This is a genomic window from Streptomyces sp. NBC_00310, from assembly GCF_036208085.1.
Taxonomy (GTDB): domain Bacteria; phylum Actinomycetota; class Actinomycetes; order Streptomycetales; family Streptomycetaceae; genus Streptomyces.
In genome coordinates, this window is the sequence record NZ_CP130714.1 from 3,647,771 (window position 1) to 3,662,124 (window position 14,354).

15 protein-coding genes and 2 pseudogenes are annotated in these 14,354 nt (G+C 71.8%); 12 read left to right on the plus strand and 5 right to left on the minus strand.

The window, feature by feature from the left end; all coding sequences use genetic code 11:
* The first annotated feature begins 29 nt into the window (after positions 1–29).
* The 5 genes and pseudogenes from OG202_RS15995 to OG202_RS16015 all read left to right on the plus strand — a co-directional run bounded on the left by OG202_RS15995 (position 30) and on the right by OG202_RS16015 (position 2,514).
* Positions 30–953 carry a LysR family transcriptional regulator gene (locus OG202_RS15995; RefSeq protein WP_326583015.1) on the plus strand — a complete coding sequence of 308 codons (924 nt, stop codon included), beginning with the start codon at positions 30–32 and terminating at the stop codon, positions 951–953.
* Between the two features lie 36 nt (positions 954–989).
* Positions 990–1,310, plus strand: coding sequence for a matrixin family metalloprotease (locus OG202_RS16000; RefSeq protein ID WP_328222973.1), 321 nt, complete (start codon positions 990–992; stop codon positions 1,308–1,310).
* Between the two features lie 16 nt (positions 1,311–1,326).
* Positions 1,327–1,755 (plus strand): DUF6281 family protein, encoded by a 429-nt coding sequence (locus OG202_RS16005; protein WP_328222975.1) that lies wholly within the window; start codon positions 1,327–1,329, stop codon positions 1,753–1,755.
* Between the two features lie 55 nt (positions 1,756–1,810).
* Positions 1,811–2,314, plus strand: a pseudogene (locus OG202_RS16010) (DUF5753 domain-containing protein); the annotation flags it as partial.
* Complete coding sequence (locus OG202_RS16015; RefSeq protein WP_326583012.1) at positions 2,311–2,514, plus strand: DUF397 domain-containing protein; 204 nt, start codon at positions 2,311–2,313, stop codon at positions 2,512–2,514. The pseudogene OG202_RS16010 and the gene OG202_RS16015, both read left to right, overlap by 4 nt.
* Positions 2,515–2,572: 58 nt before the next feature.
* On the opposite strand, the pseudogene OG202_RS16020 reads toward OG202_RS16015, so the two are convergent.
* Both OG202_RS16020 and OG202_RS16025 read right to left on the minus strand, forming a co-directional pair.
* Positions 2,573–2,832 (minus strand): annotated as a pseudogene (locus tag OG202_RS16020) (FAD-dependent monooxygenase); the annotation flags it as partial.
* 109 nt (positions 2,833–2,941) lie between these two features.
* On the minus strand, positions 2,942–4,567 hold the full coding sequence (locus tag OG202_RS16025; protein ID WP_326583011.1) for an MFS transporter: 1,626 nt from the start codon (positions 4,565–4,567) through the stop codon (positions 2,942–2,944).
* Positions 4,568–4,702: 135 nt separating this feature from the next.
* Here OG202_RS16025 and OG202_RS16030 point away from each other — a divergent pair, with 135 nt between their 5' ends.
* The gene (locus tag OG202_RS16030) at positions 4,703–5,353 is read left to right on the plus strand and encodes a TetR/AcrR family transcriptional regulator (protein ID WP_328222976.1); all 651 of its coding nucleotides are present in this window, start codon (positions 4,703–4,705) and stop codon (positions 5,351–5,353) included.
* 218 nt (positions 5,354–5,571) lie between these two features.
* Here OG202_RS16030 and OG202_RS16035 read toward each other — a convergent pair whose 3' ends face one another.
* Positions 5,572–6,462: a LysR family transcriptional regulator gene (locus OG202_RS16035; RefSeq protein ID WP_328222977.1), complete on the minus strand. Its 891-nt coding sequence runs from the start codon at positions 6,460–6,462 to the stop codon at positions 5,572–5,574.
* Between the two features lie 150 nt (positions 6,463–6,612).
* Here OG202_RS16035 and OG202_RS16040 point away from each other — a divergent pair, with 150 nt between their 5' ends.
* The 4 genes from OG202_RS16040 to OG202_RS16055 all read left to right on the plus strand — a co-directional run bounded on the left by OG202_RS16040 (position 6,613) and on the right by OG202_RS16055 (position 10,047).
* Positions 6,613–7,059 carry a nuclear transport factor 2 family protein gene (locus OG202_RS16040; protein WP_328222978.1) on the plus strand — a complete coding sequence of 149 codons (447 nt, stop codon included), beginning with the start codon at positions 6,613–6,615 and terminating at the stop codon, positions 7,057–7,059.
* Between the two features lie 135 nt (positions 7,060–7,194).
* Positions 7,195–8,391, plus strand: coding sequence for an NAD(P)/FAD-dependent oxidoreductase (locus tag OG202_RS16045; protein ID WP_328222979.1), 1,197 nt, complete (start codon positions 7,195–7,197; stop codon positions 8,389–8,391).
* 157 nt (positions 8,392–8,548) lie between these two features.
* The gene (locus tag OG202_RS16050; RefSeq protein ID WP_328222980.1) at positions 8,549–9,382 is read left to right on the plus strand and encodes an NAD(P)H-binding protein; all 834 of its coding nucleotides are present in this window, start codon (positions 8,549–8,551) and stop codon (positions 9,380–9,382) included.
* Positions 9,379–10,047 (plus strand): NAD(P)-dependent oxidoreductase, encoded by a 669-nt coding sequence (locus OG202_RS16055; RefSeq protein ID WP_328222981.1) that lies wholly within the window; start codon positions 9,379–9,381, stop codon positions 10,045–10,047. Before OG202_RS16050 ends, OG202_RS16055 begins: the two co-directional genes overlap by 4 nt.
* Before the next feature lie 477 nt (positions 10,048–10,524).
* Here OG202_RS16055 and OG202_RS16060 read toward each other — a convergent pair whose 3' ends face one another.
* Positions 10,525–11,172 (minus strand): TetR/AcrR family transcriptional regulator, encoded by a 648-nt coding sequence (locus OG202_RS16060; protein ID WP_326583004.1) that lies wholly within the window; start codon positions 11,170–11,172, stop codon positions 10,525–10,527.
* Positions 11,173–11,441: 269 nt separating this feature from the next.
* Positions 11,442–12,209: an SDR family NAD(P)-dependent oxidoreductase gene (locus OG202_RS16065; protein WP_328222982.1), complete on the minus strand. Its 768-nt coding sequence runs from the start codon at positions 12,207–12,209 to the stop codon at positions 11,442–11,444.
* 119 nt (positions 12,210–12,328) lie between these two features.
* Between OG202_RS16065 and OG202_RS16070 the strand changes: the two genes are divergently transcribed.
* Both OG202_RS16070 and OG202_RS16075 read left to right on the plus strand, forming a co-directional pair.
* A complete protein-coding gene (locus tag OG202_RS16070; protein WP_328222983.1) occupies positions 12,329–13,021 on the plus strand; it encodes a TetR/AcrR family transcriptional regulator C-terminal domain-containing protein in 693 nt (230 codons plus the stop codon).
* Positions 13,022–13,240: 219 nt separating this feature from the next.
* Positions 13,241–14,302, plus strand: a complete 1,062-nt coding sequence (locus OG202_RS16075; RefSeq protein WP_326583002.1) for a LacI family DNA-binding transcriptional regulator — start codon at positions 13,241–13,243, stop codon at positions 14,300–14,302.
* The last annotated feature ends 52 nt before the right edge of the window (positions 14,303–14,354 follow it).

Consider the following 14,354-nt stretch of genomic DNA (forward strand, 5'->3'; position numbering starts at 1 on the left):
TTTACTGAAGCGGCACTACAGTACGGCTTATGGAACTGGATCCCCGCCGACTGCGCGTCCTGCGTGCGGTGGCGTTGCGCGGTGGCGTGGTGGACGCCGCCAAGGTGCTGCATCTGACGCCGTCGGCCGTGTCGCAGCATCTGGCGCAGCTGGAGCGGGAGGTGGGTCAGCCGCTGGTGGACCGCTCACGGCGCCGGGCGGGCCTGACCCCGGCGGGGCGGCTGCTGGCGGCGCGGGCCGAGCGCATCGAGCACGAACTGGCGGAGGCCCGCCGTGAACTCGCCGAGCTGACCGGCCGTTCGACCGGGCCGGTGACGGTCGCCGCGTTCTCCTCGGCGGTGTGCCATCTGCTCGTCCCGGCCCTGAGCGCCCTCGCCCGCACCCACCCCGGGCTGGAGCCGAGGGTGGTGGAGGCGGAGGGCCCCGAGGCCCTGCGCGAGCTGCGGACCGGCGGCCTGGACCTGCTGGTCGTCGAGTACGACGGCGACGATCCCGATCCGGACGAGCAGTGGCGTGACCTGGCGTCCGCGCCGGTCGCCGACGACGCGTACCAGGTGATCACCCCCGCCGACTGGTCTCCCCCGCCCCGCTCGGTCAGGGACCTGGCCGACCGCCCCTGGGTCGCCGCCCCACCCGGCACGGCGTGCGGCCGCGCCCTGGCCCGGATCTCCGCCCAGTACGCCTTCACCCCGCACCGCGCCCATACCGCACTGGAGTTCCCCACCACGCTGGCCCTCGTCCGGGCGGGCCTCGGCGCGGCCGTGGTCCCCACCCTCGCTCTCACCGACGCCCCGCCCGAGACCGTGGCGCTCCCGACGGTCCCGGTCGCGGGCCACCGCCGCATCGCGGCGGTCTGGCCGGCCTCTCCGTCCGGCCCGCAACCCCGGACATCAGCGCTGGTGGAGGCCCTCCAACAGGCCGCTGTGAGCCTGGGGTCGCCGCCCGCGCCATGAAGGGGCGCGGGGCTGCGGCAGGTGCGGCTCCGCCGCGTGGGTCGAACTGGCCTCCGGGGCCCGGACCACGCACAGGATGCGTGTCGCCGCCCCCGGGTCGAGTACGCCGGGGACCAGCTCGCCCGAGACCGTTCGGGGCGCGCGGCCGAACGGGCTCACACCCGCCCAGTCCACTGCTCGGACAAGTACGACCTCCGGGGCGTCGGCACCCACGAGGCCGGGCACGTCTTCGGCCTGGACCATGTCGAAGGCTCCGATCACAGCAACCTGACCATGTACCCGAAACTCGGTGAGTGCACGGAGAAGTGGCGCACGCTCGGCTACGGTGACGTGCGCGGCCTGCGCAGCCTCTACTGACATGAAAGGGGCACACATGACCACCGCGTCCCGTGCTCGCGGCCGGCGGGTGCCGCAGGGCATCCTCACAGCGTTGTTGCTCCTCTCGGTGTCGGCATGCTCCGCATCGAGCGACGACGGCGGCTCCGCCTCCTGCGCCGACGGTGTCCAGTTCCGTGGCGAGCTCTACACCCGGGTGTCCCACCAGGACTTCACTGTGGGCGACAAGGTCGAGGGCGTACAGGAGAACAGCTGTGACGACACCGGTGACGAGTCGTCGTCGGAGTCCACCGACGCGCAGTCGTTCACGGCGTTTCGCATCGGGGAACTCGATGCGGGGATGGCCATCGCGGTGAAGGACACTCCCGCCAACCCCGACCGCGAGGACGGGCTCCACCTGTATGTCCTGCAGCAGGACGGCGGTCACCCGAAGAAGGCGAAGGAGTTCCTCGACTCGGGGCGTTGAGCCGGGTTCTCGGACAACTGACGGGGAGGGGTACGAGCCCGGGGTACGCAGGCTCGCCCTCCTCGTCACGCCGGGGCTCTTGCAGTCCGAGGAGTATGCGCGCGCGGTGTTCACCATGTGGCGGCCGTTGCTGCCGGACGAGGTCATCGACGAGCGGGTGATGGCTCGCCTCGCCAGGCAAGAGATCTTCGCTCGGTCGCCGCAGCCCACCATCAGCTTCGTCATCGAAGAGTCAGTGCTTCGGAGGCCGCTCGGGGGTCGGGCGGTCATGCGGGGCCAGTTGGAGCACATCCTGCTCTACGGGCAACGCCGCAATGTCGAAATCCAGCTGATGCCAACCGAGTTGGAGGAGCACGCTGGACTTGAGGGTCCCTTCACCTTGATCGAGACGCGCGACGGGCGCAGGATCGCTTACGTGGAGGGATACAAGGACAGCCGTCTGCACACGGAGCGCAAGGCAGTCCGGGAGATCGAGGAGCAGTACGGCATCCTCAGGGCCCAAGCGCTCACCCCGCGCGCATCACTGACCTTCGTCGAGAAGTTGCTGGGAGAACAATGAACGCCGAGAAGTCCCCCGCCGCCGTGCCCGCGTCGGCCTGGTTCAAGAGCAGCTACAGCACGGGCTCGGGCGGCGAGTGCGTCGAGGTCGCCGTCTGCCCCCACACCGTCCGCGTGCGCGACTCCAAGGACATAGCCCGCCGTGGCCTCGCGGTCGACGCGGCGGCCTGGACCGCGTTCGTCGGCTTCGCCGTCCGGTAGGGCGTCGGGTCTGCCCCTGACGAGGTGTCAGGGGCAGACCTGTGTCCGGCAGGATCCTCCCCGCGCACAGCCCCTGCCCCACGAACGGCGGCGTGAGGTGGGCGGCGTCGCCGAGCAGGAAGACCCGGCCGCGGCGCCACCGGTCGGCGATCCGGGCCCGGAAGGTGTACGCCGACTGCCGTACGACCCGGAAGTCGCCGGAGGAGGAGTCTCGGGGATGTCCACCCAGGGCGCGACCAGCTCACGCAGCCGTTCGTGGTCGAGTTCCTCCCCGTCCCGCAGCCGGAACTCCCAGCGGTAGCGGTCCTCGCCGACCCGCCTGGCGATGCCCCTCGGGTGTCCCGGGCCCTCTTCCGATGCCCCGCCAGGGTCCCCCGGGCACCCCTCCCGGAGCGTTCCCGGCTCCTTCCCGGGCGCTGTCCGTGGCCTATCGCGCGGACTCGGCGTGCTCCTCCACACGCTCCGCGTCCGCCGCCTCGGCCTCCCGCCGGGCCCCCTTCGTGCCGACCGTCCGGCGCCCCGGCAGGACCGCGAGGACGATCATCGTTCCGGCGGCCATGATGATCCCGCCGATGAGGCTGGTCTGGGCGACGCCGTGGGCGAAGGCCTGGTGGACGGCGTCCACGACCGCCTGGGCCTGCTGGGGGCCGGCGGACGGATCCTGGGCGATGCGCTCGGCGACGGCCAGGCCACCGCCGACCGAGTCCTTGGCGGTCTCCGTCGCCGCGGCCGGGAGCCGGTCGCCGACCAGGTCGGTCAGCTCGTCCCGATAGGCCGTGCCCAGCAGCGAGCCCAGGACCGCGATACCCAGCGCACCGCCCAGCTCCAGCGCGGTGTCATTGGCGCCGCCGCCGACACCCAGCTCGGACTCGGGGAAGGAGTCCATGATCGTGTCGGTCGCCGGAGAGACGCTCAGCCCGATCGCGAAGCCCAGCATCATCATCGGCGCCAGGAAGTCGGCGTACGTCGAGCCCTTGTCGACCTGGGTGAGCAGGAACACGCCCGCCGTACCGATGACCATGCCGGTCACGACCATCGCCTTCACACCCAGCCTCGGGGTCAGCTTCCCGGTCACCACGGCACCGAGGAACACCGCACCGGCCAGCGGCAGCAGCCGTACACCCGTGTCCAGGGCGTCGTAGCCGAGGACGAACTGCAGGAACTGCGTGGAGTAGTAGATCGCGCCGAACGTGCCGAAGAAGAAGAACAGCACCGCGAGCATCGAGCCGCTGAAGGGCCGCAGCGCGAACTTGCGGACGTCCAGCATCGGGTGCGGATGACGCAGCTCCCAGGCGACGAAGGCGACCAGACCGACGCCGGCGACGACGGCCGCGGTGACGGGGCCGACGCCCCAGCCGAAGTGCGGGCCCTCGATGGCCGCGTACACCAGGGATCCGACGGAGACGATCGACAGCAGTCCGCCCACGTAGTCGATCCGGCCCATGCCCTCCGCCCTGGACGGCGGCACCAGGACGAGCGCGCCGACGACGGCGACGAGAGCGATGGGCACGTTGATCAGGAACGTCGAGCCCCAGGCGTGGTCCTCCAGCAGCCAGCCGGCCACCAGCGGCCCGACGGCGATGGCCAGACCGGACGTGGCGGTCCAGGCGGTGATGGCCTTGACCCGCTCGCTCCGGGGGAAGGTCGCGACCAGCAGGGACAGCGTGGCCGGCATCACGACCGCGGCGCCGACACCCATGATCGCGCGGGCCGCGATGACCAGCGAGGTCTCGTCGACCAGGCTGCCCATCACCGAACCGCCCGCGAAGATCACCAGACCGGTGACCAGCGCGCCGCGCCGACTGTACTTGTCGCCGATCGAGCCCAGCACCAGCATCAGCGCGGCGTACGGGACGGTGTAGCCGTCGACGACCCACTGCAGATCGCTGCTGCTCAGACCCAGGTCGATGGTCATGTCGGGGGCGGCGACGATCAGTGAGGTGTTCGCCATCACCACGATCAGCAGGCTCAGGCACAGCACGAGCAGCGCCCACCAGCGCCGTATGTACGGCCCTGTCATCTTCTCCACGGGTGTGTTCGCGAGGAAGGGCATCAAAAGCTCCTAAAGGGACGGGTGGGACGAGCGGCATCACTTAATTGCCCATCGACGTGCAGACTAGTTTGTTGCCCACTCGTGTGCAAATATCGCGGTGTCCCCTTTCCCTCGTCCGATCCCCGAGGTGCCGATGTGACCAGCCGGCCAGCACCGACGCCGTATCCGGCGCAGCGTCGTGACGCCCGCGCCACCCGCGCCCGGATCCTGGAGGCGGCCCGGCGGGAGCTGACCCGCGACCCCGACAGCCGCCTCGAGGACATAGCCGGAGCCGCGGGCGTGGCCCGGCGCACCGTCTACGTCCATTTCGCCGGCCGGGCCGCGCTCATCGACGGCCTGGCCGCCGAGGCCGCGCAGGCGATCCGGCTCGTGGTCACGGCCGCTCCCGCCGCGACGACCGACGCCGCGACCGACCTGGCACGGTTCGTCCTCACCGCGTGGCCGGTCGGCGACCGCTTCCGCACCCTCATCCGGCTGGCCCGCCGGGACCTCGACCCCGACCGCGTCGACGAACTGCTGGCCCCGGCCCGCGACCTGGTCACCGAGGTCCTCGCCCACGGCCTGCGGCAGGGCGTCTTCCGGACCACGGTCCCGCCCGCCCCGCTCAGCCGGGCCATCGAGGCCCATCTGCTGGCCCTGCTCGACTGCGTCAACGGCGGCATCTGGTCCGACGACGGCACCGGCGCAGCCACCGCCGCCCTGATCGCCGCCGGAGTCGCCCCCGACACCGCCGCCGCGAAGGTCCACCGCCTGCGGGACACCGGGTCGCCCCCACAGCCCCTCTGAAACCCCGATTCCCCCTGGGACCACAGGAGTTCGTGGATTTCCCGGCATGCCCGGCGGCGCAGCCGAAGCCCGCGAAGCCCCCTGGAGGAGGACTCATGCACCCGTCCCGGGCCGACTGCTCACCCGACCAGCCGCCCGGAGCGGGGCCAGGCCGGCGCCGCCGACTCAGGTCGAACCGAGGGGCTTGCCCCACCCGACCAACCGCCCGTCATCCGCTGTCACAGGGAGATGGGACCGAAGTCGGCGGCGGTCTGGGCCAGCGCACGGAGCGTGGGGTCGTCGTCGGCGGATCGCCACGTGAGGGCCCAGTGCATGGTGGGAGCGTCGTGAACGGGGAGGAAGACGATGCCCGGGGGACTGTTGTAGCGGGCGGCGATCTCGCCCAGCGGGTGGACACACTGTCCGGAGGCGACCAGGGAGAGAATCTCGTGGAAGGTCCGCGCGGCGGGCCCGCGCGGGATACGGCGGCCGAGCGGCGTACGCATGGGGACCATGGCCGTGACCCAGTACTCGGGGGCGTCGGGGCCGAAGTCGACGACATGGTTGTCGCCGAGGTCCTCCAGTGACGCGGTGCCGCGCTCGGCCAGCGGATGGTCTGCCGCCACGGCGAGCACGCGGCCTCCGGTCAGCACGGTCGGGCCGACCGTGAGGTCCGGTTCGGCCACCGGAAGCCACAGCACGTGCGCGTCGTGCTCTCCGGCGCGCAGCGCGGTGAACGGGGCACTGCCGTTGATCTCGCCGAACTGGACATCGCTGCCGGGGTGGCGGGAGCGGAAGGCCTCGATGAGGGGGCGCAGTTCGTGGCCGGCGTGGCCGAACACACCCAGGCGCAGGGTCCGCCGCGTCCGCGCGCCGGCCGCTTCGGCGCGGGCGAGCCCCTCCCGTAGGAGGTCGACGGCTTGCTGGAGGTCCTCGCGAAGTCGTCGGCCGACCGGGGTCAGGGCGACGCGTCGGCTGGTGCGGTCGAACAGGACGACGCCGAGGCGCCGTTCCTGCTTGGCGATGGCCTGGCTGACGCGGGCCTGGGACACGTGAAGCCGCTCCGCGGTGCGGCCGAAGTGCAGCTCCTCGGCCAGGGTCAGGAAGATCTCGATGTCACGCAGCTCCATGCACAACCCCCGTCCATGCATAACCGCCACATTATGAATAGCCCAAGGAACCTTACATTGTTCCGCCTGCCCACCCCACCGATGCTGGATCCATCACCACCGGACAGGCGGCACCCGCCTGACGCACACATGGATGGGGGAGGCGAACCGATGGGCGACATGCGGGCCATCGCCGATCGCGTCGAGATAGAGGCGCTGCGAGCCGAGCTCACGGACGCGGTGATGATGCGTGACTTCGACCGCGCCGTCTCGCTGTTCACACCCGAGGGCGCCATGCGCTGGCCGCACATCGACAAGGAGTTCGTCGGCCGCGAGGAGATCCGCGCGGGGATCGAGTGGGGCCAGTCGCTCTGGGAGTTCTTCGTGCAGAACGTCCACCCGGGCGTCATCCGGCTGGACGGCGACACCGCGGCCGGCCGGGCGTACATCCAGGAGTTCGGACGGATGCGCGACGGCGGCTCGCACCTGAACCACGCCTTGTACCACGAGCGTTACGAGCGCACCGCCGACGGCTGGAAGTTCAGCGAACGCGTCTACGAGGTCCGGTACCTGGACTCCACCCCGCTCCGCGGCTCGGCGCCGGAGCGCCTCGGCTGATCCGTCCCGCACGCCGTCACGGCGTGCCAGACCGACATCTTGATTGCCAGGTCGACATCTCGCGTGCCAACTCGACACCTTGCGCGCCAAGTCGACACCTTGCGTGCCAATTCCTGAAAGCGGAGGAGAGAAACCATGGCTGAGAACACCGAAGTCGTCGTGATCGGCGGCGGTTACGCCGGGGTCATGGCGGCCAACCGGCTGACGCAGCGCGACGACGTGACCGTGACTCTGATCAACTGCCGCCCGGACTTCGTCGAGCGGATCCGACTGCACCAGCTGGCGGGAGGGACGCACGAGGCCGTCAGCGACTACCGGAAGGTCCTGGGCGAGCGCGTCCGGCTGGTGGTCGACACCGTGACCCGGATCGACGCGACGGGGCGCGGGGTCGAGCTGGCGAGCGGCGACACGGTCGGCTACGACTACCTGATCTACGCGGTGGGCAGCGGCAGCGCCGACCCAGGGGTGCCCGGAGCCACCGAGTTCGCCCACCCGATCGCCACGTTCGAGGAGGCGCGGCGGCTGCGGTCGGTCCTCGACGCCGCTCCCGCCACGGCCCCGGTGACGGTGGTCGGAGCCGGTCCGACCGGCATCGAGACCGCCGCCGAACTGGCGGAGGCGGGCCGCACCGTGACCCTGGTCTGCGGCGGGCCGCTCGGCCCCTACCTGCACCCGAAGGGTCGCCGCTCGGTCGCCGAGCGGCTGGCCGGCCTCGGTGTGACCGTGCTGCAGGGCCCCGGCACGAAGGTGACGGAGGTGACCGGCGACACCGTGCTGCTCGGCGACGGCCGTGAGCTGTCGAGCGAGGTCACCATCTGGACCGCCGGGTTCGGCGTGCCGGACCTGGCCGCCCGCAGCGGGCTCAGCACCGACACCCTGGGCCGCCTGCTCACCGACGAGACCCTGACGAGCATCGACGACGAGCGGATCGTCGCCGCCGGGGACTCGGCGGCACCGTCGGACATGCCCTTCCGGATGAGTTGCCAGGCCGCCGGCCCGCTGGGCGCACACGCCGCCGACACGGTGCTCAGCCGCATCGCGAGCAAGCGGCCCGCACCGATCGACCTGGGGTTCGCCGGCCAGTGCATCAGCCTGGGGCGCCGCGCGGGCATTTTCCAGTTCGCCCACAGGGACGACACCGCCAAGCGGCTCCACCTCGGCGGCCGAACAGGCGCGAAGGTGAAGGAACTCGTGTGCAGGCACACCATCAAGCAGCTGGTCAACGAGGCACGCAAGCCCGGCTCCCACACCTGGGCCAAGGGCGAGCAGGGCCGCCGACTGCTGCGGGCCCAGCGCCGCGAGACGGCGGCCACCGCCGAACAGTCCGCCTGAACCACGCACCGGCAGCCGCCGTGGGGCCGCATGCCGATGGTCCTGGCGCACGGCTCGTCCGTGACGACTGCCCGCGATACGAACCGCGATACGAACCGCGATCATCCACCGCGCAAGATCGGCCATCGATACACGTACACGCACTGGGGGTTCAGTCATGATCCTGATTACCGGAGCCACCGGCGTCGTCGGCCGGGAAGCCGTCCACCTCCTGGTCGAGGGGGGAGCGGACGTCGCCGCTGTCACCCGCGACCCGCACGCCGAATTCCCCGCGGGAACACAGCTCGTCCACCCCGCGAAGGTTCCCGCCATCGACGGCGTGGACGCCATCCTGCTCAGCCCTCGTGCCGCCGGATCCGCCGCTGTCGACCTGTTGGCCCGCGCCCGCGAGACGGGCGCGGCAAGGGTGGTCGTGCTGTCCTCCGTGACCGTGCGGTACCCGGCCGGGCACGCACGCTTCCGGCAGCACTTCCAGGCGGTCGAGGACGTCGCCAAGGGGAGCGGCCTGGACTGGACGATCCTGCGCTGCGCCGATTTCGCCGCCAACACCCTGGCGTGGGCCGGGCAGATCCAGGCGACCGGGACCGTGCGGGGGGCCTATCCGCACGCGAGGACCTCGACCGTCGACGAGCGTGACATCGCCGCGGTGGCCGCCCTCGCCCTGACCCACCCGCGGCACCGCGGTCAGACGTACCTGCTCACCGGAGAGCAGTCGCTGAGCCAGCCGGAGAAGGTCGCCGCGCTCGGCGCGGCGCTCGACCGGACACTGTCGTTCGTCGAGGCCGCACCGGACGAGATCCGCCGCGGCATGCTCGCCGCCGGCCTGCCCGACGAGGTACCCGACCGGCTGCTCGGCTCGCTGGCCGACTACGCCCGCGAAGCCGGGCCCACCTCCGACACCGTACGGCGGCTGCTGGGCCGTCCGGCACGCACGTACGCCACCTGGGCGCGAGACCACCGTGCCGCCTTCGCCGCGGGAGGACCCCGATGAAACTCACGATCGTGGCCGCCACCGGCGGCATCGGACGGCACCTGGTCGAGCAGGCGGTGGCCGGCGGGCATGACGTCACCGCCGTGGCCCGCCGCCCCTGTGAGCTGCCGGACGGCGTCCGGACGGTCGCCGTCGACCTCACCCGACCCGACATGCGGACGCTCGCCGCGGCGGTACGCGGCGCCGACGCCGTACTGTCCGCGCTCGGCCCGCGAAACCCGCGCGCGGACGCGGGCATCACCTCGCGTGGCACCCGCGCGGTCGTCGCGGCGATGCATGCCGAGCACGTCCGGCGGATCGTCATCGTCAGCGCCGCACCCGTCGGACCGGTGCCGGTGCCCGGCCGGCCGGCACCGCCCAGGCACGATCCCGGCGACGGCTTCTTCATGCGCCACCTGGGCGTCCCGTTGACCCGGGCGATGTTCGGCCGGCACTACGCCGACCTCGCCGTGACCGAGCAGACCCTGCGCGACAGCGGACTGGAATGGACGGTGTCGCGCCCGCCCAAGCTCACCGACAAGCCCCTGACCGGCAGGTACCGGACCGCGTGGAACCGCAACATCCGGGGCGGGTTCTCCGTGTCACGCGCCGACGTCGCCCACCACATGCTCGCCATGGTGAACCGGCCGGACACCATCGAGCAGGTCGTCGGAATCGCGAACTGACACCTACCAGCCACGCGCACGACCCGGGCCGCGGGTGAGAAAGCGGGCGACGACCCACGACGGTGACCGACAAGGTCAAGAAGACGCCTCGGCCGTCCCGCCCCCGGTGTCAGGGCCGTCAGCGCGGAGTCGGACGCGCAGGAGCAACGGGAGGCGACGAGGATCCGCCCCGGCAGTCGCCCCTTCCTGGGGCCTGTTGCCAGGGCCGGTTGCCGAAGCCTTTTGCCGGCGCCGGTCGCCAGCGCCGGTCGCCGGGGCCGGTCGCCGGGGCCGGTCGCCGGGGCCGGTCGCCGGGGCCGGTTCCCGGAAGCGCTCGCCGGGCCGGTCGGCTGCTGGCCATGGCCCGACTCGGCGGCCGCGAACGCACCGTCGAACCGGCCGGACGACGGGTCAGGACCGGCCGGCCGACGGGTCAGGACCGGCCGGCCGACGGGTCAGGACCGGCCGGCCGACGGGTCAGGACCGGTCGGCCGACGGTCAGGCGTCGTCGGCCGGGGCCGGGCGCATCGTCGACGCGACCTCCTCGACCACGGCGCTCGCCCGCTTCTCGGGCACACCGGCCGCGATGAGGGTGGCGGCGGCGACGCGGCGCCCGTCGTCCTCCAACGCGCCGGTGTTGACGGCCTCCAGGAGGGCGACGTGCATCGCCTCCAGCCCGGCGCTCTGTACGGCGGGCGGCAGATGGGAGTGGAAGACACCGTCCCGCTGCCCCCGCTCCAGGATGGTCGCGGCCGCCTCCCGGGCCGGCGCCAGTACCTCGGCGACGCGCTCGGAGCCGAGGTCCCGCCGGGCCAGTGCCAGGAGCATCCGGTAGCGGTCCCCCACGGGCCACATGGTGAACACGAACCGCGCCAGCGCCCGCTCGGCCGGCTCCGTCGGTTCCGGCCCGGCCTCCACCGTGCCGCGCAGCGTCTCGGCGGCCTCCTCGGCGAGGGCCTCCAGCAGCGCCGCCCGGCCCGGGAAGTGCCCGAAGAGGGTGCGCCGTACGACCCCGGCGGCCCGCGCCAGCTCCTCCAGCGTGATGTCGGGGTTCCGCCCCAGCTCCTCACGGGCCGTGGCCAGGATGCGCGCCCGGTTGGACCGCGAATTACGACGCAGCGGCTCGCGGGCCACGGGCTTGGTCACGGACAACCTCGGAGGATCAGTACGGAGACGGGGCGGCGAAGGAACGGCGACCCCATTTTGGCACGCCGGGCCGGACGTCGAGCGGGCGACGGAGAACGGCCCGGGAGCGCCTGGACCGCCGAAGCGCCCCGACCGTCCGGGCCACGCGGACACGGACCCCGGCCGACCGCACGCCCTCACCCCGCAGGCTCCTCGGTTCAGAGGGCCTGCGGTGCCCCCGAAGATTGATCGGAAGGACGGGCTTCCCGCGTCGTGTCGGACATGCCCGTTCAGCCGAGGAGGCTGCCGCCGGTGGCGTCGATGAACGCGCCGGTGATCCAGCGCGCTTCGCCGGTGGCGAGGAAGACGACCACGTCGGCGACCTCCTTCGGCTCGCCGATGCGCTTGAAGGCCGAGAGCTGGGACATCTGCTCCACGGCTTCGGGAATCCTGAAGAAGTCGCTCCCATTGTCCGTAACGCCGGGAGCCACCGTGTTGATGGTGATGCCCCGGGGGGCGAGGTGCCGCGCGAAGCCCCGGGAGAGCTGTTCCAGGGCGCCCTTGGTCATCGCGTAGAGGGTCTGCGAGGGGACAGCTGTCCGGGTCGTGCCGGAGGAGATGTTGATGACGCGCCCCCCGTCGGGAAGCAGCCCGAGAGCGCGCTGGGTGATGAAGACGGGGGCCTTGGCATTCACGGCGAACAGCTTGTCGAACTGCTCGGGGGTCATCTCCTCCGGGGCGACTCCGGCGGGCAGGGTCTCGCCGGCGTTGTTCACCAGGATGTCCAGGGTGGTGTTCCCGGTGTGCTCTGTCAGACCGGCCTCCAGCCCCTGGAACAACTGGTCGACATCGCCCGGTACACCGAGCTGCGCCCGGACCGTGAAGGCCCGGCCGCCGTCCTTCTCTATGAGCTCCACGGTTTCCCGAGCGGCCCGCTCGTTGTGCGCGTAGTGCACCGCGACCAGTGCTCCCTCACCGGCCAGGCCGATGGCGATGGCGCGGCCGATGCCTCGGCTGGAGCCAGTGACGAGAGCGGTCCTGCCGTTGAGCTTCCCCATGACGGTGTCCTTTCGGTTCCCTGCGCACGGGACGCCGTCGGCGAGCGACCGGGCGGCCTCACGGGCACAGCCAAGCGACTTGGACGGCGTCCAAGTAAGGAGGGAAGTATGCTTGTACGGTGTCCAAGACGTCAAACACGGCGCAGCCTCGCACCACCACCTCTCGCGCGCCTGTCGGCCTCACCGAAGAGCAGATCACCGCCGCCGCGATGGAGGTGCTGGAGAGCGAAGGTCTCGACAAGCTGTCCCTGCGGGCCGTCGCCGCCCGGCTCGGGGTACGGGTCAACGCGGTCGCCTGGCATCTCAAGGACAAGGCCGGCCTGCTCGGCGCCGTGGCCGACGCCGTGGTGGCCCGCTGCGTGCCCGCCCACCTGCCCCCGGATCCGGATGAACGGGTCCGCACACTGCTCGCGTCACTGCGCACGGAGCTGCTGTCCCACCGGGACGGCGCCCGCCTGGCCCGCGAGGGCGCCTCGCTGGCCCGGCCCCACCAGCGTGCGTTCGCCGAGGTGTTCAACGCCGCCCTGCACGCCACCGGCCGCAGCCCGAAGGAGGCGGCCTGGACGGCCTGGACCCTGATGTACTTCACCCTCGGCCTGGTCAAGGAGGAACAGACACCGCCGAGTCGCACCCTGGGCGCCGAAGTGGCGGAGGCTGATCCCGCGGCCTTTCCCTCCCTCGCGAAGACGATCGCGCATCTCACGCCGGACAGCTTCGACGACCGCTTCGCCTACGGCGTCGACCTGATCCTCAGAGGGCACTCCGCCATGCCGCCGGCTCCCCGACCGGCACCGGGGTCCGGACCGGAGTAAGCGGTACCGGCCGGTGCGGCCAAGGTCTCCGGTCACCGGGCGGGGCGGCTTCAGGGGCGCGCGGATGCGGCAGGGCTCGCGTCGGCCGCCGCCGGTCGCCGTGGGGCCGTGGGGCCGTGGGGCCGTGGGGACTCACTGCCGAGGCTCTCGCCCCGCAGACGCCCGGGGAGTGGGCCTAGGCTGTTGGCAGGGCCCGAGAAACAGGGGAAGCAAGGGATCATGGCGATGGGGGACGAGCCCAAGTCCAGACGGCCCCGGCCGTCGATGGCGGATGTCGCCCGTCACGCCGGTGTCGCGCCGCAGACGGTTTCGCGCGTGTCCAACGGCCACACCAACGTCGACCCGGCGACCAGGCAGCGGGTCGTCGCGTCGATGCGGGCGCTGGGCTACCGGCCGAACGGAGCCGCACGCGCGCTCAAGAGCGGGCGGTTCAACACGATCGGCGTCATCACCTTCACGCTCAGGACGTTCGGAAACACGCGCACGCTCGACGCCATAGCCGAGGAAGCCGCACGCGCCAAGTACGCCGTCACCCTCATCCCCGTGCCGGACCCGACCATGGGCAAGGTTTTCGGTGCCTACGACCGACTCAGCGAGGCAGCCGTCGACGGAGTGATCCTCGTCTTCGAGGCGCATCTCCTGGACAACGCGGAGTTCAGCCTCCCACCAGGGGTTCCGATGGTGGTGGTCGACTCCGACACCGGCCCCGGTTACACGGTGGTGGACACCGATCAGGCACAGGGCGCACGTCAGGCGACGGAACACCTGCTGGAACTCGGCCACCAGCAGGTGTGGCACATCGCCGGCCCCCCGACCTCGTTCTCCGCGGCCCATCGGGTCGAGTCCTGGCAGCGCACCCTGCGGTGTGCCGGCATCGTCCCGCCCCCGGTGCTGTACGGCGACTGGACCACCCGATCGGGATATCAGCACGGGTTGACTCTGGGGCGAAGGCCGGAGGTCACGGCGATCTTCGCCGCGAACGACCATATGGCGCTCGGTGTCCTGCGTGCCCTGCACGAGCTCGGCCGCCGGATCCCCGACGACGTCAGCGTGGTGGGGTTCGACGACATGGAGGAGACCCATGCCTTCTGGCCACCGCTGACCACCGTGCGGCAGGACTTCGCCGCGGTCGGCCGGCTCAGTCTTCAGAAGCTGCTGAGCAAGATCGGCCGCACCGGTCCCGACACGGTCGACAAGACCTTGGTCCCGACCCGGCTGGTGGTCCGCGCGAGCACCGGAGCGCCGCCGCCCCCGCCGGAAGGCGAAGCGCGGCGGCGCTGACCCGTACGGGCCCGGCGAGTACGCTCGCCGGGCCCGTACGGTTCGGATCAGT

Coding starts and splice junctions, on each gene's coding strand:
- OG202_RS15995 (WP_326583015.1), top strand. CDS start 30: ATGGAACTGGATCCCCGCCGACTGCGCGTCCTGCGTGCGGTGGCGTTG.
- OG202_RS16005 (WP_328222975.1), top strand. CDS start 1,327: ATGACCACCGCGTCCCGTGCTCGCGGCCGGCGGGTGCCGCAGGGCATC.
- OG202_RS16015 (WP_326583012.1), top strand. CDS start 2,311: ATGAACGCCGAGAAGTCCCCCGCCGCCGTGCCCGCGTCGGCCTGGTTC.
- OG202_RS16025 (WP_326583011.1), bottom strand. CDS start 4,567: ATGCCCTTCCTCGCGAACACACCCGTGGAGAAGATGACAGGGCCGTAC.
- OG202_RS16035 (WP_328222977.1), bottom strand. CDS start 6,462: ATGGAGCTGCGTGACATCGAGATCTTCCTGACCCTGGCCGAGGAGCTG.
- OG202_RS16040 (WP_328222978.1), top strand. CDS start 6,613: ATGGGCGACATGCGGGCCATCGCCGATCGCGTCGAGATAGAGGCGCTG.
- OG202_RS16045 (WP_328222979.1), top strand. CDS start 7,195: ATGGCTGAGAACACCGAAGTCGTCGTGATCGGCGGCGGTTACGCCGGG.
- OG202_RS16050 (WP_328222980.1), top strand. CDS start 8,549: ATGATCCTGATTACCGGAGCCACCGGCGTCGTCGGCCGGGAAGCCGTC.
- OG202_RS16055 (WP_328222981.1), top strand. CDS start 9,379: ATGAAACTCACGATCGTGGCCGCCACCGGCGGCATCGGACGGCACCTG.
- OG202_RS16065 (WP_328222982.1), bottom strand. CDS start 12,209: ATGGGGAAGCTCAACGGCAGGACCGCTCTCGTCACTGGCTCCAGCCGA.
- OG202_RS16075 (WP_326583002.1), top strand. CDS start 13,241: ATGGCGATGGGGGACGAGCCCAAGTCCAGACGGCCCCGGCCGTCGATG.